Source organism: Sporolactobacillus sp. THM19-2, assembly GCF_004153195.1.
GTDB lineage: Bacteria > Bacillota > Bacilli > Bacillales > Sporolactobacillaceae > Sporolactobacillus.
This window is the reverse complement of sequence record NZ_SEMC01000018.1, coordinates 25,126-48,851: the sequence shown is the minus strand read 5'-3', so window position 1 is coordinate 48,851 and position 23,726 is coordinate 25,126. Positions and strand designations below refer to the sequence as shown.

At 52.4% G+C, this 23,726-nt stretch carries 21 protein-coding genes; 11 read left to right on the top strand and 10 right to left on the bottom strand.

The annotated features are described in order from the left end of the window. A partial coding sequence (locus EWH91_RS11560) for an RNA-guided endonuclease TnpB family protein (RefSeq protein WP_165364314.1) occupies positions 1 to 447 on the top strand: 447 nt, incomplete at its 5' end. Positions 448 to 582: 135 nt separating this feature from the next. Then, positions 583 to 1,443, top strand: coding sequence for an NAD(P)-dependent oxidoreductase (locus EWH91_RS11555; RefSeq protein WP_129930193.1), 861 nt, complete (start codon positions 583 to 585; stop codon positions 1,441 to 1,443). 58 nt (positions 1,444 to 1,501) lie between these two features. On the opposite strand, the gene EWH91_RS11550 is transcribed toward EWH91_RS11555, so the two are convergent. Beyond that, on the bottom strand, positions 1,502 to 1,945 hold the full coding sequence (locus EWH91_RS11550) for a hypothetical protein (RefSeq protein ID WP_129930192.1): 444 nt from the start codon (positions 1,943 to 1,945) through the stop codon (positions 1,502 to 1,504). Between the two features lie 25 nt (positions 1,946 to 1,970). Continuing rightward, positions 1,971 to 2,927 (bottom strand): mannose-6-phosphate isomerase, class I, encoded by a 957-nt coding sequence (gene manA / locus EWH91_RS11545; protein ID WP_129930191.1) that lies wholly within the window; start codon positions 2,925 to 2,927, stop codon positions 1,971 to 1,973. Between the two features lie 533 nt (positions 2,928 to 3,460). On the opposite strand from manA, the gene nrdJ reads away from it, so the two are divergent. Genes nrdJ through EWH91_RS11530 form a run of 3 tightly spaced genes read left to right on the top strand, consistent with a single transcriptional unit; the run spans position 3,461 to position 6,646 of the window. Then, entirely contained in the window at positions 3,461 to 5,689 is a 2,229-nt protein-coding gene (gene nrdJ / locus EWH91_RS11540) for a ribonucleoside-triphosphate reductase, adenosylcobalamin-dependent (protein ID WP_129930190.1), read from the top strand. A gap of 11 nt (positions 5,690 to 5,700) precedes the next feature. Then, on the top strand, positions 5,701 to 6,219 hold the full coding sequence (locus tag EWH91_RS11535; RefSeq protein ID WP_129930189.1) for an ECF transporter S component: 519 nt from the start codon (positions 5,701 to 5,703) through the stop codon (positions 6,217 to 6,219). Between the two features lie 7 nt (positions 6,220 to 6,226). Then, on the top strand, positions 6,227 to 6,646 hold the full coding sequence (locus tag EWH91_RS11530) for a DUF4430 domain-containing protein (RefSeq protein WP_165364313.1): 420 nt from the start codon (positions 6,227 to 6,229) through the stop codon (positions 6,644 to 6,646). 739 nt (positions 6,647 to 7,385) lie between these two features. Here the strand turns inward: EWH91_RS11530 and EWH91_RS11525 are convergent. Genes EWH91_RS11525 through allC form a run of 3 tightly spaced genes read right to left on the bottom strand, consistent with a single transcriptional unit; the run spans position 7,386 to position 11,347 of the window. After that, positions 7,386 to 8,744 (bottom strand): allantoinase, encoded by a 1,359-nt coding sequence (locus EWH91_RS11525; protein ID WP_129930187.1) that lies wholly within the window; start codon positions 8,742 to 8,744, stop codon positions 7,386 to 7,388. A gap of 54 nt (positions 8,745 to 8,798) precedes the next feature. Beyond that, on the bottom strand, positions 8,799 to 10,073 hold the full coding sequence (locus tag EWH91_RS11520) for a pyridoxal-phosphate-dependent aminotransferase family protein (protein ID WP_165364312.1): 1,275 nt from the start codon (positions 10,071 to 10,073) through the stop codon (positions 8,799 to 8,801). Continuing rightward, the gene (allC, locus tag EWH91_RS11515; RefSeq protein WP_326407610.1) at positions 10,070 to 11,347 is read right to left on the bottom strand and encodes an allantoate deiminase; all 1,278 of its coding nucleotides are present in this window, start codon (positions 11,345 to 11,347) and stop codon (positions 10,070 to 10,072) included. The genes EWH91_RS11520 and allC overlap by 4 nt, the downstream gene beginning before the upstream one ends. Before the next feature lie 332 nt (positions 11,348 to 11,679). On the opposite strand from allC, the gene EWH91_RS11510 reads away from it, so the two are divergent. From EWH91_RS11510 to EWH91_RS11500, 3 genes are all read left to right on the top strand, one after another. Next, the gene (locus EWH91_RS11510) at positions 11,680 to 12,720 is read left to right on the top strand and encodes an aromatic ring-hydroxylating dioxygenase subunit alpha (RefSeq protein WP_129930186.1); all 1,041 of its coding nucleotides are present in this window, start codon (positions 11,680 to 11,682) and stop codon (positions 12,718 to 12,720) included. A 96-nt stretch (positions 12,721 to 12,816) separates the two neighbouring features. Beyond that, positions 12,817 to 13,077, top strand: a complete 261-nt coding sequence (locus EWH91_RS11505; RefSeq protein ID WP_129930185.1) for a ferredoxin — start codon at positions 12,817 to 12,819, stop codon at positions 13,075 to 13,077. A 56-nt stretch (positions 13,078 to 13,133) separates the two neighbouring features. Continuing rightward, positions 13,134 to 14,471 carry a nucleobase:cation symporter-2 family protein gene (locus EWH91_RS11500; protein ID WP_129930184.1) on the top strand — a complete coding sequence of 446 codons (1,338 nt, stop codon included), beginning with the start codon at positions 13,134 to 13,136 and terminating at the stop codon, positions 14,469 to 14,471. A gap of 119 nt (positions 14,472 to 14,590) precedes the next feature. Here EWH91_RS11500 and uraH read toward each other — a convergent pair whose 3' ends face one another. Genes uraH through EWH91_RS11480 form a run of 4 tightly spaced genes read right to left on the bottom strand, consistent with a single transcriptional unit; the run spans position 14,591 to position 18,309 of the window. Beyond that, complete coding sequence (uraH, locus tag EWH91_RS11495) at positions 14,591 to 14,926, bottom strand: hydroxyisourate hydrolase (RefSeq protein WP_129930183.1); 336 nt, start codon at positions 14,924 to 14,926, stop codon at positions 14,591 to 14,593. 6 nt (positions 14,927 to 14,932) lie between these two features. Further along, positions 14,933 to 15,460 (bottom strand): 2-oxo-4-hydroxy-4-carboxy-5-ureidoimidazoline decarboxylase, encoded by a 528-nt coding sequence (uraD, locus tag EWH91_RS11490; protein WP_129930182.1) that lies wholly within the window; start codon positions 15,458 to 15,460, stop codon positions 14,933 to 14,935. A gap of 24 nt (positions 15,461 to 15,484) precedes the next feature. Beyond that, positions 15,485 to 17,107, bottom strand: coding sequence for a PucR family transcriptional regulator (locus tag EWH91_RS11485; RefSeq protein WP_240697350.1), 1,623 nt, complete (start codon positions 17,105 to 17,107; stop codon positions 15,485 to 15,487). A gap of 23 nt (positions 17,108 to 17,130) precedes the next feature. Then, positions 17,131 to 18,309, bottom strand: coding sequence for an amidase (locus EWH91_RS11480; protein ID WP_129930181.1), 1,179 nt, complete (start codon positions 18,307 to 18,309; stop codon positions 17,131 to 17,133). A gap of 233 nt (positions 18,310 to 18,542) precedes the next feature. Between EWH91_RS11480 and EWH91_RS11475 the strand changes: the two genes are divergently transcribed. Beyond that, positions 18,543 to 19,961, top strand: coding sequence for an NAD(P)-binding domain-containing protein (locus tag EWH91_RS11475; RefSeq protein WP_129930180.1), 1,419 nt, complete (start codon positions 18,543 to 18,545; stop codon positions 19,959 to 19,961). 69 nt (positions 19,962 to 20,030) lie between these two features. On the opposite strand, the gene EWH91_RS11470 is transcribed toward EWH91_RS11475, so the two are convergent. Further along, positions 20,031 to 20,930, bottom strand: a complete 900-nt coding sequence (locus EWH91_RS11470) for an ROK family protein (RefSeq protein WP_129930179.1) — start codon at positions 20,928 to 20,930, stop codon at positions 20,031 to 20,033. A 273-nt stretch (positions 20,931 to 21,203) separates the two neighbouring features. On the opposite strand from EWH91_RS11470, the gene EWH91_RS11465 reads away from it, so the two are divergent. Beyond that, positions 21,204 to 22,190, top strand: coding sequence for an ATP-binding cassette domain-containing protein (locus tag EWH91_RS11465; RefSeq protein WP_483315837.1), 987 nt, complete (start codon positions 21,204 to 21,206; stop codon positions 22,188 to 22,190). Next, positions 22,187 to 23,017, top strand: a complete 831-nt coding sequence (locus EWH91_RS11460) for an ABC transporter permease (protein ID WP_129930177.1) — start codon at positions 22,187 to 22,189, stop codon at positions 23,015 to 23,017. The genes EWH91_RS11465 and EWH91_RS11460 overlap by 4 nt, the downstream gene beginning before the upstream one ends. The last annotated feature ends 709 nt before the right edge of the window (positions 23,018 to 23,726 follow it).

Genomic DNA, 23,726 nt, shown 5'->3' with positions numbered 1-23,726 from the left:
GATGACTTTAAAAATTATAAAAAAGCCAAATTAATGGTTGCTGAATACAATGAGAAAATGACTAATCAACGCAATGACTATCTCCATAAAATTACAATGCAATTAGTTAAAGATAATGATGTCATTGTCATGGAAGATTTGAAAGCAAAAAATCTTCTACGCAATCACAAATTATCCAGAGCAATTGTTAATCAATCCTGGCGGGAAATGAGACGGATGCTTGAATACAAATGTGCATGGCGTGGTAAAAAATTAGTCATTGTCAATCCCTATAAGACATCACAAATATGCTCGGAATGTGGTTATGATGACGGAAAGCATACGTTAGACATAAGGGACTGGACATGCCCTGGCTGTGGGCATCATCACGATAGAGATATTAACGCAGCAAAGAATATTCTTCGGCTCGGGACGAGCCTTGGTAAAAGAGTTGTGACCTCTGCCTGAACGTTAGGTAAGTGTGCAATGTTCCCAGAAGCACACGACTTAAGTCGTGTGAGGTTCACAAGGCATTTCTTTTCAGTGCTGCCAATCTCTGTGCTATGCTATCGATGGATGATTCTTGAAAAGGAGAGAGCATAAATGATAGGATTTATCGGAATCGGTATCATGGGCAGTCGGATGGCCGCCCGTCTCCAGAATGCAGGTAAAGCGCTCGTTGTGTACAACCGGACAAAGGCGAAAGCCGACGCCCTGGTTGCTCACGGAGCAAAATGGGCGAACACTCCGCGTGAAGTCGGGGCTCAGGCGGATGTCGTCTTCTCGATGCTGGCCAATCCGCAGGCCGTTGAAGCGGTCGCCTTCGGTAATGACGGATTGCTGAACGGACTGAAGCCGGGCAGCATCTGGGTCGACAGCAGTACGATCAACCCGGCGACTTCGGTAAAACTTGCGCAGGCCGCTGCCGAAAAGGGCGTTCATTTTCTTGATGCACCGGTTGCCGGTTCGACCGGACCGGCTGAGAAGGGCGAACTGGTCTTCTTTGTCGGCGGTGAAGAAAAAGAGCTGGAAAAGGTACGCCCGCTCCTGGATATCATGGGTAAAGCCGTACAGTATAAAGGGAAGAGCGGAAGCGGAACCGCGATGAAACTGGTCAATAACCTGATGCTCGGGCAGGCCATCGCCGCCTTCTCGGAAGCTGTTGCCTTCGGGGAAAGTCTGGGTCTGGATAAAAAAGGCCTCATTGAGTCGCTGTTTACCGGTCCGACCTGCGCTCCTGTCCTTCAGTTCAAAGAGCCGAAGTTTCTCAAGGAAGATTTTGATCAGGCGGATTTCAAGGTCAGCAGCATCTATAAAGATATGGAGCTGGCTTCTGAGGAAGCCTACGCCCACAACTTTGCCCTGCCGCTCTCCAATTTTGTGAAAGCTCTGTACGGGCTGATCAAACAGCAGGGTAAAGGGGAGTACGACTTTGCCGCGATTTACTCGCTGTTGAAAAAATAACACAGCTTTTTTCGCGAACATATGATATGTAAAAGCGGATCCTCTCCGGGGTCCGCTTTCATTTTACCGTTTTCAGTTTCCTTCTGCGCCACTTTTTCCCGATGGACCGTTTTCTGTTATTTCCCGCTTTCGGGAGCATCTGAATAGCTCTGCGTATTTTTTCAGAGAGAGCCATGGAGGGAACGGGATCAATGACGACCTTTATCTGATGTTTTTTTGCCAGATCTGCTATGCGCATCACGGCACCCACCGTCACATCATGCATCAGTAAAATCAGTTTGCTTCTGGCGATTATTTTTTCAGCCGCACGTATATCCGCCTGATCTGCGCCGCGATCCCCGCCACGAACCAGGATCAGCCGGAAGGCAGGACGTCTCAGGACAGAGACGGACCCCCTTCTGCCCGTCGCAGGATCTGAAACGGGTGCCGCCATCGTTCCGCTCTCTTCAAGATAGCCTGCCCGTTCCACAGCCGGGTTTCCGATAAGCGTGATCGTCGGCACATGCCTGAACCGTCTGCGCCGCATCTCAAACCGGGTTGGAGACGATCAGGTCGAGCCTGCCGGTAAACGATATCGCTTCGACGGTTGACGGGACCACCAGATGATCGCCTTTTGTCAAGGTATATTTTGTCTCATCAATGATGAGTTCGCCATTTCCGTCCAGCACACTGATCAGAAGGAATGGCCAGTTTTTCTTAATCGGCCCGGACTGACCGCGAATGTCCCAGTGCGATACCGTAAACAGTTTTTCACGGAGCAGTTCGGTAAATTTTGCCTGCGCTTTCTGACGGACATGATAGGTTAGCTCCGGATCGACATGGGGACAGTTCGCACAGTCAATGGACTGTCTGATGTGCAGTTCACGCGGCTTTCCGTCTTTTCCCGGGCGATCATAATCATAAACGCGGTAAGTCGTGTCCGAGCTCTGCTGCGTCTCAAGAATCAGGCAGCCGCCGCAGATGGCGTGAATCGTTCCACTCGGCACATAGAAAAAGTCGCCCGGCTTGACCTTCACGCGCCGGAGCAGCGTGTCCCATTTTTTCTCCTCCACGGCCTGACGAAAGGCTTCCCTCGTCGGTGCGGTATGACCATAGACAATCTCTGAGCCTTCATCACAGTCGATAACGTACCAGCATTCCGTCTTACCGAACGGCACATGCTCATGCTGCTGCGCATAAGCATCATCGGGATGCACCTGAACCGACAGATCGGTCCGGGCATCAAGAATCTTCGTCAGGAGCGGGAAAGCATCACCTTTATATTGATCGAAAAGTTCGCGGTGATCCTTCCACGCTTCAGCGAGTGTCCGGCCGGCAAGCGGTCCGTTTTTAATCACGGCCGGTCCGTTCGGGTGCGCAGAAATGCCCCAGCACTCGCCCGTCGTCTCACTTGGAATGTCGTAACCAAAAACATCGCGAAGTTTTGTTCCGCCCCAGATTTTTTCATGAAGGGCAGGTTGTAAAAAAAGAGGTGTCTTATCCATAGAAGTGCCTTCTTCCACTAAGTTCCGTCTGTTGATTGCCGCCATGATCCGGCGGCTTCTGTCCAGTTGTTATTATACCATGACCGGTCACAGAATAAGGGGGAATTCCTGACAATCTGCTGAAGACTGCAGATCACTCTCTAGTGCGTCTGATCAGGCGCGGACGGGGCGACCATCATCGCGCCTGTTTTCGGCGTGCTTTGAACTGTTCAAAGGTATGGGCCGGGCATTCCCGGACAATCGTCGCCCCCCATTTTCGGCGCGTCCTGCTGCAGAATCTGCTTCAAGCCAGAAAGAGGACATCTGATTGGGCGCACCGTTCTGACTCCGGGCGGCCGTATCAATCCGTTAAAATTGAAGATTGCATGACACAAAAAAATTCCTTCTTACGAATTCTGCTGCCTGTCCCCCCAAATCTGCGCTGCAGAGCCATTTTTCGTCCGAGCCGTCGTGATACCACATATAGATCACTCCTTTGACTACGGCACAATATATGGTATTATAATCAGGTAACTTACTGGAGGTATCCGTTTATGAACATTAAATTATCTGACGACTATATCAGGAAAATAAAATCAACCGTTCATCCGCACTGGGGAGAACTCGGATGGGTCACGTATAAAAGGACCTATGCGCGCTGGATTGACCGGCTGAACCGGTTTGAAGAATGGGACGAAACGGTAAAGCGTGTGGTTGAAGGCAACATCAATCTCGATCCGCGTCTGCAGAACGGGACAGCAACACCCGATACCGTACGCGTGCTCAATCAGGAAGCAGAGCACCTGTTTAAACTGATTTACGGTCTGGCCTCAACGCCATCCGGGCGTAACCTGTGGATTTCCGGTACAGACTACCAGAAGCGGGTCGGCGATGCGCTGAATAACTGCTGGTTCATTGCGATACGGCCGCAGGCATATGGGGACAGCCATATCGTGCCCTTCTATCTGAAAAAAGACCAGCCGGCAGTTTCGATGCCCTTCTCCTTCCTTTTTGATGAACTGATGAAGGGCGGCGGTGTCGGATTCTCCGTTTCCCGGAAAAACATCAGCCAGATCCCGCCGGCAGATCGCCAGGTGGATCTGGATATCTTAATCAGTAAAAAGAACGGAGATTACGCAGCAGCGGTTGAGGCCGGGGCCGTGGATGCCGAGGACTGGAAAAAGCATCACGATTCTTCAGCCGTGATGACTTATCAGACACCGGATACCCGCGAAGGCTGGGTAGAGTCCTGTGCCCTGCTCATTGACGCCCACTTCTCATCGATCATAAAAAACGGTGGTCATCTGGCCATCGACGTCAGCAAAATTCGTGAAAAAGGGAAAAGAATACATGGATTCGGTGGGGTAGCCGCCGGACCGGTGCCGTTTATTGAGATGCTTGGCGCCGTCAACCAGGTGCTGAATCAGGCCTGCGGCAGACCGCTCACCTCCGTTGACTGCACAGATATCTGTAACTTAATCGGTAAAAATGTCGTTGCCGGTAACGTCCGCAGAAGCGCCGAAATTGCCCTCGGCGATCCGGATGATCAGGACTTCATCACCATGAAACAGGATCAGAAACAATTAATGGATCACCGCTGGGCATCCAATAACAGTGTCCTCGTCACGCCTGAATTCACCCATTACAGCAAGGTTGCGCGTGCCATCGCCGATAATGGCGAGCCGGGCGTCGTGAATATGGATATGATCCGTAACTACGGACGGCTGGTGGACGGCCGGCAGCCCGGGATTGACGGCGAGGCTGAAGGAACCAATCCGTGCGGGGAAATCTCGCTCTGTAACGGAGAACCCTGCAATCTGTTTGAAGTCTTTCCGGAAATTGCAGAACACCAGGGCTGGGCAATGGATGAGGTGCTTCATCTTGCCGTCCGCTATGCAAAACGCGTCACCTTCTCACACTATGACTGGGCCTGCTCCCGAGCGATCATCCGGAAGAATCGCCGAATCGGTATATCAATGAGTGGTATTCAGGATTGGGTCCTGAAGCGTTTCGGTGAACGTCTGGTGACCGGGTTCAGAAACATCCGTGATCCGGAAACCGGAGAGACTTACCGGAAACCGGTCTTTAACAGAGAAGCCGCCCGGATTTTTGACGCCTTTTACCAGTCCACCGTCGCTGCTGATCAGGCCTATTCAGAAGAACTCAGCTGCCGGCCGTCTATCAAGCATACAACCGTCAAACCTTCCGGAACGGTTTCCAAGCTCGCCGGGATTTCTGAAGGCATGCACTTCAGTTTCGATAAATATCTGATTCAGCGTATTCGTTTCCAGGACAGTGACCCTCTGCTGCCTGCACTGCGCGAAGCCGGCTACAAGGTTGAAAAAGACGTCTACTCTGAAAATACCATGGTTGCCGAATTCCCGGTCAAAGCCGGCGGTGCTGAATATGATCGGTTCGTCTCCGCCAATGATGTATCAATTAGCGAACAGTTTGCGACTCAGCTTTTTCTTCAGACGTACTGGGCTGATAACTCGGTCAGCTGCACCATTACGTTCCACAAAGATGAAGCCGGGAAGATTGCCGGACTGCTCCGCCAATACCGGAAAGCCTGCAAGTCCACCTCGCTGCTGCCTTACAGCGGACACGGATTCGCACAGGCACCAAAGGAACCGATCAGTAAGGCCAGATACCGTGAAATCAAGTCAGGGATTACCGGTGATGTCAAAGCCATCTATCAATCCTTAAACAGCAATCAGTCAGAAAAAGACCTTGAATTAGTTGACCAGAGTGACTGTGCAACCGGCGCCTGCCCGATTAAATAATCGTGTTCATCATGCCGGACATTCATAAAATCACTCTGCTGGCTCTCCTGACCGCTGCCGCTGTTGCCGGACGGCTGATGATTCATGGCTTTAATGCGCAGCCGGCAACGCTGATTATCATTCTGACCGGATGGTTTTTCGGCTGGAAAATGGGGTGTGCAGAAGGCATGCTGACTGCCCTGGTTTCCGATCTGTTTCTCGGTTTCGGATACTGGACCCCCTTTCATCTTGCCGCATGGGGACTGATCGGCCTGCTGTCGGCATGGCTTCCGAAGAAGCACTGGATCTATTTTTTATGGCTGATTCTTTCCGGGTTTTTATTTGGCCTCATTATGGCCCTGTCCTATTTCGCATTTTCTGCTTCTCTCCTGACCGTGATCAGTCTGTGGATCAGCGGCCTGTGGTTTGACAGCTTCCATGCGGCAGGAAATCTGATTTTTGGCCTGTTTTCACCTCTTCTGTTCAGGATATTCAGGCGTGAAGCCGAAAAAATAAAAGCCGGCGAGTCTGGCAGGTATCCTGGGAGGTGAAGTTGTTGTGAAATCATTCTATCGGATCATTATCTATCTTATTGCCGCCCTTCTTTTATTTGGAGCCGGATTTCTGACTGGACAAAAGACCGCACCGAAAACCGTATCGGATCCCCCGGCCGAAAAGAGTGCCGTATTCATCAGTATTGATGACGGTTCCGATGCAGGTGTGCAAAAGGGAAAAATCACACTATCGGAAGATGAAACAGTTTTTACAGCACTGCAAAAGTTTACTGAAGCAAAGCATATCGAAATGAGCAGCAGCGGTAAAGGAAAAATGGTTTATGTGACCAGCTTGAATCATAAGAAAGCGGCAAAAAATGCCGGATGGCTGTTTACAGTGAACGGGAAACAGCCGGACGTCGGTGCCGGCGCGTTTACCGTCCACAAAAATGACCGAATCAACTGGCACTACAGTCATTTTTAGCGGTCATCGATATGCTGGAGGTTATATCATATAGAACGGAAAAAGAGAGACTTCATCAGTCTCTCTTTTTTTGACTTTGAATTGGACAGTACAAATAAACTTCTTTAATTGAAAAAAAGGTGTTGAAGCCGACGGTCTGGCTGAAATATTTACGGAGCGGCTGATATAATCCGGATTGCGGCTGAAATATGTTCTGGGTCGGCTGATATATCCGGAACCCGGCTGATATATTTCTGGAGCCGCTGATAAATCCTGAAAGGCGGCTGAAATATGCTCAGAAGCGGCTGATAAATCCGTGCCTGGCTGATATATTTCTGGAGCCGCTGATATAAACCGAAAGTCGGCTGAAATAGGGTCAGAAGCGGCTGATAAAATCCAAGAGTCGGCTGATATATCCGGAACTTGGCTGATATATCTCCTTCAGGCAGATCTCTGCGCCCCGGGAACTGTGCAGCTATCACCGGGTCGTGCAGGCCGACTCTTCCCTTAATCAACGGTCCAATGGAGAAGCCTGTGCCTGAGTTGTCACATTTTCACTGCGTACCCTCCCCCATTCCAATGTGCTGCCCGCCTTTACAACATATTAACTAAATACGACGTATCTGTGTAAATTTATCTAACAAAAAAGTCCTGACCTTGGCGACCAGGACTCCATTCATTGACTTTACGAGATGATGATAGTTCATTTTTACTCCGTCATGATCCAGGACATTTTCCCGAAACCAGGTCTGATTTTTGGTTACCTGACAGGGTGCAGCACAGACGGCCGAATCCACCGGCCCTTTGCCGCCTGACTGATCTTACCGTTTCGGAAGACAACCCGGCCGCGGTTGATCGTGGCAGCGACAGAGGAAGGAAATTCGTGTCCCTCATAGAGACTGAATTTATTTTTCTGAAAGAGTTTCTCGCGCTCGACCCTGAATGGGGCGTCCGGCCTGATTATCGCCAGATCCGCATCGGCACCTATACGGATCTGTCCCTTGTCATTCAGCCCAAAGCGGGCAGCAGGAGCTCCAGCTGTCCATTCGGCGACACGTGTGAGCGGCAGATGACGGGCTTTGGCGATCTCAAGCACACTGAGCAGAGTGAACTGTCCGCCGCTGATCCCGCCCCATGCCTGAAACAGATTGTCCCGCTCTTTGTCTTTCCACTCACAGGGTGAGTGATCGGAGGAGACCATATCCAAGTCTCCGCGAATCAGGCAGTCAATCAGACCTTTTCGCTCATCTTCGGACCGAAGCGGCGGCGCACATTTTCCCACGACACCCAGCCGGCGAAAATCTTCATGACTGTACATCAGATAGTGGGCACATGTTTCCAGGGAAACATCCTGACCCTTTTTCTTCGCTCTTTGAATGCAGGCCACAGCCTCAACTGTACTGATATGGACAAAATGCAGCCGGCAGCCTGTCAGTTCGCCGAACATTAACGCACGGGAAACCGCCTCAGCTTCAGCCACCGGCGGCCGGCTTTCGGCATAATCATCATATCCGGTCAGGCCCTGTGCCTCTTTTTCCTTTTGCAGAAAGGTGACGATCGGAGCACTTTCAGCGTGCAGTGCGAGGATGCCGCCGAGCGAGGCGATCCGGCGCATGCCGGCAAGCAGGGACAGATCATCAACCGATTCAAATTCCGGATTGCCTGAAGGTGACATAAAAGCCTTGAAACCAATGGCACCGGCGCGGCTTAATCCTTCAAGATCATCAACATGGTCAGGGACCAGGCCGCCCCAGAGGGCAAAATCCACATGTGATTCATTTTCGCCGATCCGAACTTTTTCCTCAAAAGCCGGTCGGGTGACAGTCGACGGAATACCGTTGAGCGGCATATCGAAAAAGGTGGTGCATCCGCCTGCGGCAAGCATCGATGAACCTGTCTCAAAGCCTTCCCATTCCGTACGGCCGGGCTCGTCAAAATGAACATGAACATCGATCATGCCGGGGAGTACGGTCATCCCCTCCGCATCAATGACCTGACCGGCTTCCGCATCCGGTGCACCGAGGGCCGCGATTTTCCCCTTGCTGATGCCGATACTGGTTTTCACAACACCGTCCGAAAGCACCACGTTCCCATTTTTAATCAAAAGATCAAAAGACATGACGTTTACCTCCTTCACTGTTTTCTGTTCCATATCCCGGACAGTTCAGCTTCTTCATCGCGATTCGGCAGTCTTTTTCAGGGAGGCTTCCCGGGTATAAACGTCTATCGCAGCCTGAACGCCTTCCCCGCGGTTCACCTGCGCACCGCAGCGAATCAGGGCCGCTTCCAGTCCGGCAAGAACGGAAAGAACCCGGTCTTCCCGGCAGCTGTAGCCCATCGTGCCGATCCGCCAGATTTTCCCCTGCAGAGCGCCGAACGATCCAGCAATTTCAATCCCGAAATGGTTCAGCAGCACCTCACGGACTTCATCTGCCCGGACGCCATCCGGCACGCTCACGCAGGTTACGGTCGGCATGATACAGTCCGGATCGCCGAACAATTCAAGACCCATCGCCCGGATGCCGGCAATCAGCGCCTTCTGGTTCAGCAGGTGCCGGGCAAAACGGTTCTGAAGCCCTTCATCAAGAACCAGCTTCAGTCCTTCATGCAGGGCATATTCCATTGATGTCGCCTCCGTATGATGGTTCAGGCGGCGCTCGCTCCAGTAATCCTGCAACTGACCGAGATCGAAATAATTACTTCGAACCGGCACATGTCCTTCTGCCTCCAGTCTGTCGGCTGCCGTTGCGATCCCGCGCTCCACTTTCTTCCTTTTCTGAATGACCTGCCGGACGCGGTCGTTATAAGTTATCGGCACAATGCCTGATGGAATCGACAGGCACTTCTGTGCACCGCCGATCACGGCATCAAGGCACCATTCATCGGTTCTGATATCCACTCCGCAGAAGGTGGCGACCGCATCAACGATGAGCAAAGCGCTGTTTTCGCGGCAGGCACGGCCGATTTCCGCCAGAGGCTGCATCCGTCCTGTCGATGTTTCGCCATGAACGAGCGTGACGACTTTTGGGTGCACCTTTTTTATTTCCGCGATCACCTTTTCCGGATCAAAGACGGTTCCCCAGGGGCAGGAAAGGGTATGAATTTCCGCACCGTAACGCTCGCCAATCTCGACAAACAGATCACCGAACCGTCCGAAAATTGGAACAAGCATTTTATCTCCCGGCTCGATCAGACTGGCAATCAGTGCTTCCGTACCTGCACGTGATGTCCCGTCAATCGGGTAGGCCCAGTGATTTTTCGTCTGAAACGCCGCGCGCAGCATCTCCATCACTTCATTCATGATCTGTGTAAACGCCGGATCAAACTGTCCGAGAATCGGCATCGATAACGCACGCAACACGCGCGGGTCGACTTCAACCGGTCCCGGCGTCATGATCGTGCGCGGAGGCACCGACAGATTTCTCGCTTCAGATGGATTTTTCGTCATTGTGAATCACTCGCTTCCCTTTTTTCAGATGTCCAGGCAAGCTGATAAAGCAATTTCATCAGCATCCCGACACCTGTCGCCAGATCCTCCGGCCGGGTAAATTCTTCCGGAGCGTGACTGATCCCCCTGTGGCTCGGAACGAACATCAGGGCAGTCGGGCAGTACGTTCCGAATATCTGCGCATCATGGCCGGCTCCGCTGACCATCTGCTTACAGGGGAGGCCGGCTTCTTCCGCCAGCTTCATATTTAAGGCCAGGAGATGTGGATCCAGCCTGACCGGAGACACATCCATCCATTGATCCATCTGAATGTTCACATGACACTGCTCCGCTGTTTTTTTAAAAAAGCGAGTCAGTTTACGACTGAATTGATCAATAACCGACTGCTGATGATGACGGATATCGAGTGAAAAGCGGCATCTGCCGGGAATCACATTGACCGTATTGGGTTCCGCCTCAATCCGGCCGACGGTGGCAACAAGACCATTCGTCATTTCCGCTGCATCCCGGCTGACTCCGGCAATCATCCGGGCCGCTGCAGCCAGTGTATCGCGCCGGCTGTCCATCGGCGTGGTGCCGGCATGGTTACTTACGCCGGTGAGCGTGATCGTAAAACGCCTCTGACCGACGATATAGCTGACCGGAGCCCACACCTGGTGCCGGATTTCCATCGTCATCCCCTGCTCAATATGTGTTTCCAGAAAGCAGGCTATATCCCGGCGTTCGGGCTGACTGTATTTTCCCGATCCAAACCCGGCGTCCTGCATGGCCTTCAGGAGTGAGATCCCCTCCGAATCGACAATATGTCCGGCCAGATCCGGCTGATACTTTCCTGTCAGATTACCTGATCCCCAGAAAGACAATGGGAAGCGGCTGCCCTCTTCTTCACAGAGCGAAACAACTTCGATCGATCTTTCCGGATTCCCGTATTTCCTTAAAAGACGGCTGACAGCAACCATCGAGGCAAGGATACCATATGCTCCATCGTATTTACCGCCATCAATCACGGTATCGATATGGGAGCCGGTTAAAATCACCTGTTTATCCGTCCCTCTTCCCTGGACACGTCCGAACAGATTTCCGACATCATCGAAACGGACCGAAAACCCCATGTGCTTCCATTTTTCCGCTAATGCATGCTGGGCCCTGCGCCATGCTGAATCATAAAGCAGACGCCGGACGCCGCCGGACGGCGTTTTCCCGTAATGGGACAGCCATTCGATAGAATCACGGAGTTCATCCCTGATTAACACTGAGGTCTGATCAATCATCATTCCTCACCTTCTCATGTTGTATGACCTGACATATACTGATTGAAACATGTTTATTGTAGCAAATGATGATTTCCCGACCATTATCAATTCATCTAATTTTCAGCTGACGGATTGGTTAATATGGCTAAAATCCGGGCATCCACAGGGCATCTGAGCATCGGTTATCCCAACTTACACTTTTTAAGATAAATAATACAAAAACACTTCGAACTTTAGACTATCTATACAAAAATCGCCTGTTTTTGTCAGATATACTGACATTTTATTTTCGTTCTTTTCAGATTTGTTATAAGCTTTTAAAGAATCAAGCAAGAAGCAAAGGAGGAACCAATATGGCGATGATGTCTGTAAAAAGAAGCACGCCACTGCCGGCGGATTGCACATTTACACCAGAAGACTGGAAGGTGCTGGCCCAGTACTGGTATCCCGTAGCAAAAAGTGAAGAGGTGACAGATCAGCCGCTCGCGGTTAAACTGCTGGATGTGGCGCTCGTCGTTTACCGGGCGGGTGCGAAAGCCGTAGTGGCAAGGGACCTCTGCATCCATCGGGGGACACCGCTCAGTATGGGCTGGGTGGAAAATCAAAACATCGTCTGTCCCTATCACGGCTTCAGCTATGCGGCAGATGGCAGGTGCGTCTCGATCCCGGCCCACCCCGGTGCGAAAATTTCTCCACGCCTCTGTCTGACCATCTATCCGGTCGTCGAACGCTACGGACTGGTCTGGACAACACTTAATGGAACCGATGAACAGATTCCGCCGCTTCCTGTATGGCAGGATCCGGATTACCTGTCCTTCCTCGCACCGGTGATTGATATCAACGGATCGGCCGGGCGTCAGGTGGAAGGTTTCCTGGACGTCGCACACTTTGCCTGGGTCCACACCGACACGTTTGCCGACCGGGATAATGCCTTTGTTCCCAGTTACAAGGTCACGCGCACGGATTACGGGATTCATACCGATTATCTGAGTACGGTCAGCAATTATCCGAAGGGAATGGAAGATCCGTCACCGGCTGATTTCAAGTGGCTGCGTGAATATGACGTCTATCCGCCGCTCGCGGCCCGGCTGGTTGTTCATTTTCCCGGGGGAAAACGGCTCTGGATTCTGAATGCCGTCTGTCCGGTTTCCGCCAGAAAGACCCGGCTCTTCTGTCCGATCGCCCAGAATTTCGATAAAAATCTTTCGGTCGAAGAGGCCTGTGCCTTTAACCTGCGGATCTTCAATGAAGACCGGGAAATGGTAGAAAATCAGAAACCGGAGGAGCTGCCGCTTGACCTGCAGGCGGAGGCGCACATTATGGCCGACAAAACGTCTATCGCCTACCGTAAACTGCTGAAAGAGATGGGACTCGGCAAACAGTATACAAGCTGATCATGATGAACAGGCCCTTCATGGCAGAGATTAGAAGACTCGGCAAACAGTATACAAGCTGATCCCGTGATCATCTGAAAAAAGAAGGTGAGTGAATTGGCAAAATACGTCATCGTTGATAAAGATACCTGTATTGCCTGCGGCGCATGCGGATGTGCGGCGCCGGACGTATTCGGATATGACGAGGAGGGATTATCCGAAGTCCTGCTGGACCTCAATCAGGGAACGGCAAAAATTCCGGATGAACTGCTCGATGATGTGGAAGACGCTTTTGAGGGCTGCCCTTCAGAATCGATTAAGATGAGCGATACGCCGTTCAACGGAAATCCGCTGAAGGCAGAAAATGAAGCAAGCTGATTTTTTAAATGACATCCTGCGATTTTAAAGAGAGTTTAAGAATGGGAGTGAAAAATATGGGAACAACAGATAAACCGGGAAGAATTATTTCACTGGGTATCCAGCATATGCTGGCCATGTACGGGGGTGCCGTCATTGTTCCGCTGATTGTCGGGGCTTCAGTGGGCCTGGAAGGAGCGGAACTTGCTCTGCTCGTCTCGATTGACCTGGCGGCCTGTGGTATCGCCACTTTGCTTCAGGCATGGAAAAACCGTTATTTCGGTATCGGACTGCCGATTGTGATGGGGTGTACCTTCACCGCCGTTTCCCCGATGATTATCATCGGAAAATCGTATGGGATAGCCGGCATCTGCGGAGCGATCCTCGTTGCCGGACTGGTTGTCCTTCTGATGTCCACCTTTTTCGGAAAAATCGTCCACCTCTTTCCACCTGTTGTCGTCGGTACGGTTGTGATGATTATCGGCATTACACTGATTCCGGTTGCCATCAACAACCTTGGCGGCGGAGTCGGCGCTGAAGGATTCGGCAGTGCTCAGAATCTTACACTGGGATTCGGCGTACTTGCCCTGATCATTTTCATGAACCGCTTTTTCAAAGGCTTTCTGCGGACCCTGTCGATCCTGATCAGTATTATTGCCGGAACCATCGTCGCCGCCTTCATGGGCATGGTTGATTTTTCTACCGTTTCCGGGGCCGGCTGGTTCAGCCTGATCTCACCGTTCAGCTTCGGCCTGCCGACGTTTCACATTGATGCGATTCTTGCCATGTCCATCGTCGGTATCGTCAGTATGATTGAAACCACAGGCGTCTATCTGGCACTCAGTGAGATCTGCGATCAGCCGATCAATGAAAAGGATATGCAGAAGGGCTATCGTGCGGAGGGACTGGCCATTCTCCTTGGTGGATTTTTTAACGCCTTCCCTTACACCACTTTTTCCCAGAATGTCGGTCTCGTTCAGATGACACGTGTAAAGACCCGGAGCGTGGCCATCGTCTGTGGGATTTCCCTGATTGCGCTCGGGCTGATTCCGAAAATCGGTGCGCTGACCGTGCTGATTCCCAATGCAGTGATTGGCGGCGCAACCCTTGCCATGTTCGGCATGGTGGTTGCTTCCGGTGTGCGGATGCTTGGCAAGGTTGATTTTTCACGTCAGGAAAATCTGATGATTGTCGCCTGTTCCGTTGGTGTCGGACTCGGCGTCACCGTTCAGCCGGATCTGTTTGCCAAATTCCCCGGCCTGATTCAGATCCTGACCAACAACGGCATTGTCTCCGGCAGTCTCACTGCACTGATCTTAAATATCATTTTCAATGCCGGCCGCCACACTGAACAGAAGACATCCACCGACCTCTCCGGCCAGGTGATCGCGGAAACCAGTGCGGCAAAATCCTGACCGTCTTTCATGAAAAAAGAGCACGGCGCATATTGACGATGAGCAGCCCGCCTGATGGGCTTCAGCCATCTTTCATGAAAAAAGAGCACGGCAATCCCTGTCGTACTCTTTTTCTGTACTCAGCTGCCGCGATACACCTGGTACCCGTATGGGGAAACAAGCAGCGGGACATGAAAATTCTGGTCCGGATCGGAGACGGTGAATCGGATGGTCAGTACATCGAGAAACGTCTGATCCGGCTCGATGCCAAAATATGAGCCAATATGCACATGCAGCTCATACCGCCCCTTTTTCAATGATCGGATCAGCGGCACGTCCGGCCGTCCGTCCCTGTTTGTCATGCTGCTGCCAAGGAAGCGAAGAGACGCCCCGTCACAGGCATAACAGTCAATCCGGACATGCGCTGCCGGTTTTCCCCGGGTCAGGTCGAGAATATGTGTCGTTAATGCTCCCATTGCCTGTCACGCTCCATTCCTGTTTCTGGTATGACCCCGCTCCGGATCGAACAGGTCATCAAAACGGAAACGGGCGATTTTGATGATTTCTTCAACAGCAGTCGTGAACTCGACGGCCTGAGTGTGCGTCAGACGCTGTCGCATGTCGGTCAGAATCTCCTGCTTCTTTTTTCCGCGCACAGCCAGAATAAATGGAAAACCGAAACGCTGTTCATAAGCCGCGTTTAATGCCGCCATATCCGCCGCTTCTTTTTTCTCCAGCTGACTGAGGCCGGCCCTTTTCTGCTCATTCACGGACTGCGCTGTCATCTTGCCGGATCCGCCGAGCCGCGGATGATGGTTGATCAGTGCCCGGCGCCCGGCCGGTGAAGCCCCGCGGACGGCCGCCGCCAGGGCCGAGAACAGGTCATCTGCTGAGCGAAAAGGCCTTTTCCCTGAAACCGCCCGCGCCACCCATGGCGATTTTTCAAAGACGCCGCCCAGCATCCGGACAAACGCCTCTTCATCCATCTGATTGCATGCCGTAATATCCATCGTGCTGCCTCCGTCATGTATTTTTCACCGTCTTGATCCAAGAAGCGGCTTCAGCCTCAGCGCAAAACGCAGCTGAAAGACGGTATCCGGATCCTTCAAATCTTTTCCAAGCAGATGTTCACATTTGTCCATTCGGTATATGACCGTATTACGGTGAACAAAGAGCTTCTTCGCTGTTTCCGAAATCTGACAGTTTGACTCCAGATAGACATACAGCGTATGGAGCAGATCCCGATCCTCCTCCCGCTTCGGAAAAGCGAGACTCTGAAGCGTCTCCTCATAGAGTTTGGCGAGATCTTCTTCAGGAAGCCTCCGCAACAGGTCGGCGATGCCCCGGGACTGATAGTTCTGGATAAACGCGCTTCGCCCCATCTGCATACCGGCATGAAGGGCATCGACGGCTTCCTGAAAGGCTTCCGGGATACCGGCCACTTCATCAAAAATATTACTCAGGCCAAAAGAGAGCGTATGCGGGAAGAAGCGCGCCACCTGCTCCTGCATATGGGCGAGGGCCGGTTTCAGAAAACGCATGGCATGCTCCCCGTTCATCATGAGTTCAATAATCAGGATGCAGGTATGATCCCTGACGAATAAATGGCCCGGAAACGGCAGATGGCCGACTTCCCCTTCAAGGTATTCAAACTCTTCACCTGTCTCCATCTGAAAATGTGTGAAACTGATCGGCGTCTGATCCATATCCAGTTCTGCCGCGGCACAGACGCAGGGCCGCCCCTGGTGCAGCCCGAATTCCTTCGCCCGACCCTCTGCTTCTTCAGCCGTCGCAAATGACCGGCTGACCAGATTGGCAAAAAAGGCGTCACGAACTTTTCGGTCGGTCTGTTTCAGAGCCTCGTCTTTCATCAGCTCGAAGGCAATCACATTCGACGCCTGTTCGATCGTCAGCGTAATCAGCCGTTCAGTGGAGGGTACCCATCTGCGGATCAAAAGAAAAAACCTTTTCCGCTTATATGTATAGAGTGTAAATAGAGAACAGGTTTCCCGTGTCGCAATAAAGGAAAACGACGTGACACGCGACTTCATCTGAAAAAATACCTGACCCATTTTTCCGAGCCGGGAAAGAAAATCAGGCTCAGACGCCGCGCCTGAGGAAGTAATCACTTTGGACCAGGAATCCAGAAGAATCACCGGGGCACCGATCAGTTCGGCCAGCCTTTTGAGCAGGCGGTCGATACCCTCTCCGCGCATAATATGTTTGGTAAACTGCTGATGGGTGTCAATCGCGAACTGCAGTTCCTTCGTCCGGGCATCAAGAATCGTGGACAGGGTCTGATTGGCAATATCCACAAGCGCAAGGCTGTTGGGCAGGTCAATCAGCGGAAAAGACAACCGATCGGCGAGCCGAATCACTTCAGCCGGTACGCCGTGGATGAAGCGGCGGGTCTTAATCCCGAGTGCTGCACAGCTCTTCTCCGCCATCCGGGCCACCAGACGGCAGAAGAACTCCGGATTATCCTGCAAATGATAGCCGGTCGTAATCAGCCAGTCATCCGGCTTCAGATAGTCGATGATATCCGGGGCATCCATCATGTTGACATTCCGTATTTCCCGGCCTGTTCCGTCCTTTCCGGCCAGAAGTCGGAAATCACTGAACGCCGGATAGTGAAATAAATCGGAGACTTTCATCATTAAAGCACTCCCGTAGTTATTGTTTATCCGCCTTCCGTGCCGGCAAAGTGTGCAGCTGCCCATCTGAGCAGCTGCCGGTCCGTCCCCCGTCCCGAAATAAAGGACAAACCAATCGGTCCGTCCGGATGCGGGACGGGTACCGTCACCTGAGGCAGGCCGGAAACACCGGCAATGCAGGTCAGCTGCATCGTCCGCGACCGCACACGTTCACTTTCTTCAAACGAAGCCGCCCGTTTCGGGGCAGGTCCATAAGTCGTCGGAATCAAAATCAGCCCGTTCGCCTGTGTCATCCGCGCCATCGCCTGACTGAATTGTGCCTTGACTGTGGCGGCTTTTTCAAATGGCGCATGATCTGTCATCCGTGACGCCGCTTCAAAACGTCCGGCGATATCGCGCCCGAAGGCCGGGTGCGTCCTTTCAATCCATGCGCCATGCATCTGCCACGCCTCTGTCCCCTGGATGATCCGGAAGGTTTCCGCAATTTCAGGCAGCGATGAAACAGGCAATGGAACCGGTTGGGTCGTCATAGCGGGGCAGGTTTTTCTGATAAAATCCATCAGCGTTTCCCTGACGGATGGATCACGGATCAGATCCCAGGCTTCCTGAAGCATATAAAACCGAGTGTAAGAATGAAGCGGCTGTTCCGGAAGCAGGCAGGAGCCGATATTTTCAAGCCCCTTCGCGCAGCGCGCCATCCATCCGACCGTGTCGAAAGAAGGGGCAAGCGGAATCACGCCTTCGAGTGATATCGCGCCGTGGGTCGGACGAATCCCGAACAGGCCGCAGTAAGCAGATGGAATACGGACGGACCCGCCGGTATCGGTACCGATGGCAAAGTCAACCTGTCCTCCGGCGACGGCGGCCGCCGATCCGCTCGACGATCCGCCCGTGAACGCATCGGGGACGGCCGGATTAATGGTCGGTGGAAAGTGAATATTGTCCCCCTTCAGACTGTACATCAGCTCATCGGTCACCGTGACGCCGCGCAGCAGGGCTCCGTTTTTCCTCAGTACGGCAACGGCCGGGGCATCGGCTTCGGCTGCCTGGTGCGTCTTCAGCCAGTCCGGATTTCCGGCACTTGAGACGTGATCCTTTATTGCAAATATATCTTTTACAGCAAATGACCGGCCGCGAAGATCTCCGTTCCCGGTCGGTGCCAGATTCATCTGATCTTCAATAAACGCGCCGTAATCCTTTTTCATCCGGACCGCCTCCCGTTTCCTGTTTCAGAAATTTCATTTTTATCTATTATACTGCAAAAATCAGACATTGCGATAGACCATTCCGGGCGATACAATCCATATCTGTTGAATCTGCCCAATGTCCTAAAGAAAATTTAGATATTTTACAATTGAAGTCATGGCAGAATGACGTTAATATAAATAACAGATGATGTCATATAATGAAACAGGCCGACTAAAAGGGAGGCAGGACAATGGCCCTCGCAACTTTGAATGAACGCGTGAAACAGGATCTTTCATTTCTTGATTTTAATCGTAAAAGTTGGGTTCGCCCGCTTCACCATCCGGAGGGACATGTCTACGATACCGTCATTATCGGCGGCGGGCAGTGCGGGCTCGGTATTGCCTTCGGACTGATGCGCGAGCGGATCTTCAATATTCTGGTGCTTGATGAAAACGCAGAAGGCCGTGAAGGCCCATGGGTGACCTATGCGCGGATGGCGACCCTGCGTACGCCGAAAGGACTGACTCCAGTCGATTTTGGCATCCCGTCCCTGACTTTCCATGCCTGGTGGGTGGCTCAGTATGGCGCGGAGAACTGGGACGCACTGGACAAAATTCCCCGCGAGGACTGGATGCGTTATCTGCGCTGGTACCGGAACGTACTCAGCCTCCCGGTTAAGAATCAGGTGCATCTCGATCTGGTCGAACCGCTTTCAGAGGATCTGTTCCGTCTGCATGTTTCAGGCGCCGGTGCTTCGACAGACCACCTTCTGGCCCGGAAGGTCGTCCTCGCCACCGGCATACAGGGGGGCGGGACCTGGTATACGCCGCCGGTCGTCACGGAAAATCTGCCGCACCGGCTCTACGCGCATACATCAGAAAACATTTCTTTTGACCGGCTGAAAGGGAAAAAAATAGCGGTCCTCGGTGGCGGAGCTTCTGCGTTTGACAACGCCGATTTTGCATTAAAAGAAGGCGCCGCGGAGGTCCACATCTTTGTCAGACGTAAAAAACTGCCCCGGGTTAACCCGATCCGGCAAATGGAACCATCCGGCCTGATCGAACATTTTCAGAGACTGACCGAGGCAGAAAAATATGCCGTGATGGCTCACTTTTTCAAACTGAATCAGCCACCGACTAATGACATGTTCAGACGGGCTTCTTCCCACCCGGGATTCCACCTGCACCTTCACTCCCCCTGGCTCGGCGTGACGGAAAAGGGCGGACTCGCCGCTGTGACCACGCCTGATCAGACGTTCACCTTTGATTTTCTCATCATCAGCACCGGCCTGCGCACGGATCCGGCGCTCAGGCCGGAACTCCGTCTGGTTGAAAAACATATTGCCCGATGGGGCGACCGCTACCGCGCACCGGAGGAAATCGCCAATCCGATTCTTGATGCTCATCCCTGCCTGAGTCCGGGGTTTGGCTATCAGAGCCGCGATGAAGCCGGAAAAAAGCAGCTCCACGGTCTTTATGCCTATAATTATTCAGGCATGATCAGCTGCGGCCTGTCGGCTTCCGCTCTCTCAGGCATGAAATACAGCCTGCCGGCAATTGTAAAAGATATTGCCGGTCAGCTTTTTCAGGATGACAAAATGACGTATCTGAACCGTTACTTCGCCTACGATGAACCCGAATTTACCGCTGAGTGGTCCGGGGTCCACTGAGTTGTCATGTGTAAATAGCACAGGGTGCGCTCCCAAAATGGAAGCGCACCCTGAACATCGTACTTCAGATTACGCGTATTTTTTATCCGACTTTTTTTCATCAAGGGCCTGCCTGGCAAGAATCAGCGCACCGGTTATTCCGGCATTATCACCGAGCGCAGGCGGAACCACATAATCATTAATATTTTCTTTTACTTCAGGAGCGACAATGTAACCGGCAAGCAGTTCCTGCAGCCTCCTCCGAATCATTGGAAAGAGCTGCTTCTGCTTCATCACACCCCCGCCCATGACGATCCGTTTCGGTGACACAATCAGCACGTATTGCATCAGTGCCTGTGCCAGATAATCTGCTTCGATCGTCCAGGCTTCGTGATTGGCCGGCAGTTCGGCAGCCGGACGCCCCCAGTGTGCCTTGAGTGCCGGGCCGGAAGCAAGCCCTTCCAGGCAATCCCTGTGATACGGGCAGATCCCTTCAAAGTCATCGCCCCGGTAACGCCGCGGGAGAATATGGCCCATCTCCGGGTGCGTCACCCCATTGAGCAGCCGGTTTTCCGTAATCAGCCCGGCCCCGATACCTGTACCTACGGTGATATACAGGCAGCCGTCAAGTCCTTTCGCGGCGCCGCATGCCAATTCACCCAGTGCCGCTCCGTTCACATCTGTCGTAAATCCGGCGGGAACATGCAGTGCCTCTTCCATTGTCCGGACAAACGGGTAATTGGCCCACCCCGCCTTAGGCGTCGACGTAATATATCCATAGGTTGCACTGTCCCTGTGCAGGTCAACCGGTCCAAATGAGCAGATGCCGAGTGATTCGATCTTGAAATTTTTAAAAAAACTGATCACCCGGCTCATGGTATATTCCGGATCCCTTGTCTCGATTTTTTCTTTGGCAAAAACGGTGCCCTGATCATCTCCGACGGCACAGACAAATTTCGTGCCGCCTGCTTCAATACCGCCTAAATACATGTCTATCGCATCCAATCACTAATATTAATGTAAGCTCACCGTTATTAATGTAAGCGCTTTTTCAACATATTCATTATAACATATTTGAATCTACTTTGTTTGTAATTATGTGACATTTTTTTATAAATAATAGATAAATATTCCCTTATTTATTTGATTTTTCTGTTTTATTACGAATTCTGCTTCTTCTCGTTTGTGAATATATAAAAGGTTTCGTATAATTGACACATAATGGACAAAAAGCAAATCTATAAATCATCGGAGGAAAATGATTTGGATCACTACACTGAAGAAGAACTGGCTGTCAGGGCCTCGGGACTAGTGAAAATATTTGGTAAACACCGGGCTGTTGACGGGGTGGACCTGGCCATTCCGCGCGGGATTGTCTACGGTTTTCTTGGTCCGAACGGTGCAGGCAAAACGACGACAATCCGTATGCTGTCGACCCTGCTGAAGCCGGATGGAGGATCAGCAAAAATTCTCGGCCATGATCTTGTGACTGAACCGGATTCCGTGCGCCGCCGGGTCAGTCTGACCGGACAGTTTGCCTCGGTCGACGAAGACCTTTCCGGAAAAGAAAACCTGATTCTGATTGCCCGTCTGATGGGTTATTCCCGGAAAAAAGCCGGAATCAGGGCCGATGAACTGCTCGGCGCCTTTGGACTTGAGGAAGCGGCGAAACGGCAGGTCAAAAAATATTCAGGCGGGATGAGACGACGGATCGATATTGCCGCAAGTATCGTCGTCCGGCCGGATCTCTTGTTTCTGGATGAGCCGACGACAGGCCTTGACCCGCGCAGCCGCAATCAGATCTGGGATATCGTCCGTGCCCTTGTTTCAACCGGAACGACCGTGCTCCTGACGACACAGTATCTGGAGGAAGCCGATCAGCTGGCAGACCGGATCGCCGTGATTGATCAGGGGCGGATTATTGCAGAGGGAACTAGCAGTGAGCTGAAAGCATCGATCGGTTCCGGTGTGCTTCATGTCCGGCTGAGCAGTGCAGATGAAAGACCGGAGGCGCAGCGTCTGTTAACGGAGCATCTGGACGTACCGGTTCAGCTTGCTTCCGACCCTGCCGCCCTGTCCGCGCGAATGAACCATCCGGAACGCGCACCGGAGGCACTCACTGCTCTAAGTCAGGCGGGGATCCGTATCAACAGTTTCTCGCTCGGGCAGCCCAGTCTGGACGAAGTATTCCTGACATTGACCGGTCGGCCGGCGGAGGATGAAAAAGAGACAGCGGAGGTACAGGCATGACAACAAATGACGCACAGGAAAAATTATCCCGGCTTCAAGAGGCCTTTTCCGGACAGACGCGCCCGCCGCGTGCCGGCGCCCTGTCCGCATCGCTGACATTCACGTGGCGTGCTCTGCTGAAAATCAAATATGTTCCCGAGCAGCTGCTGGACGTCACCTTTTTCCCCGTGATGTTTACGCTGATGTTCACGTATCTGTTTGGCGGGGCGCTCGCCGGATCAACGAGCGAATATCTGAAATTTCTGCTCCCGGGCATTCTCGTCCAGACCGTCGTTTTTACGACAGTCTATACCGGGGTCACACTGAACACGGACATATCCAAAGGGATTTTCGACCGGTTTCGTTCGCTGCCAGTCTGGGGTCCGTCCCCGCTCGTCGGCATGTTGCTGGCCGATACGTTCCGTTATACGATAGCTTCGGTGATTGTTATGCTGCTTGGTTTGATTCTCGGCTTTCGCCCGGAAGGCGGACTGATCGGCGTTATTCTTGCCATTATACTGGTTCTGATTTTCTCGTTCAGTCTTTCATGGGTGTTCACTGTACTGGGGCTGATTCTGAGGACACCAAACTCCGTCATGGGGATCAGTATGACCCTGCTTTTTCCGGTGACCTTCGCCAGCAATATTTTTGTCGACCCCTCGACGATGCCCGACTGGCTCCGCGCTTTTGTCGACGTCAACCCCGTCTCGCTTCTGACCACCGCCGCGCGCGGGCTGATGCAGGGGCGCGCAGCTTCCGCAGACATCGTCTGGGTGCTGCTGTCTTCTGCAATCCTTGTTCTGATTTTTGCACCGATCACAATGTATCTTTATCGGAACAAGCGGTAGGCTGACCCGCGCAGTCCGGGTCCAGTTAGCCGGCAGAGTGGGTGAATTCCCCATTATCCGGCTGAAATATTGGGGGGCCCGCTGAATTATTTGGGGAACCGGCTGATAAACCAGTGTAACTGGCTGAATTCCATTTTCCCGGCTGAAATAAGGCGTAACCCCGCTGATATATCCGGGATCCTTGCTGAATTATCTGTGAGACCGGCTGAATTATGGTGTAATCCGGCTGAATTCTATTCCCCGGCTGAAATAAGGCGTAACCCCGCTGATTTATTCCGGAGTCCCGCTGAATTATCTGGGGAACCGGCTGAATTATCCAGGAACCCCGCTGAATTATCCGGGGGACCGGCTGAATTATCCAGGAACCCCGCTGAATTATCCGGGGGACCGGCTGAATTATCCAGGAACCCCGCTGAATTATCCGGGGGACCGGCTGAATTCCTGACCCCGGCTGAATTATGGCGTCATCCGGCTGAATTATCCGGGAACCCCGCTGAATTATCCGGGCAACCGGCTGATAAACTGTGGCATCTGGCTGAATTCCTCGCCCCCGGCTGAATTATGGCGTCATCCGGCTGAATTATCCGGGAACCCCGCTGAATTATCCGAGGAATCGGCTGATAAACAGTGGCATCTGGCTGAATTCCTCGCCCCCGGCTGAAATAAGGGGTAAACCGGCTGGAATATCCGGGAACCCCGCTGAATTATC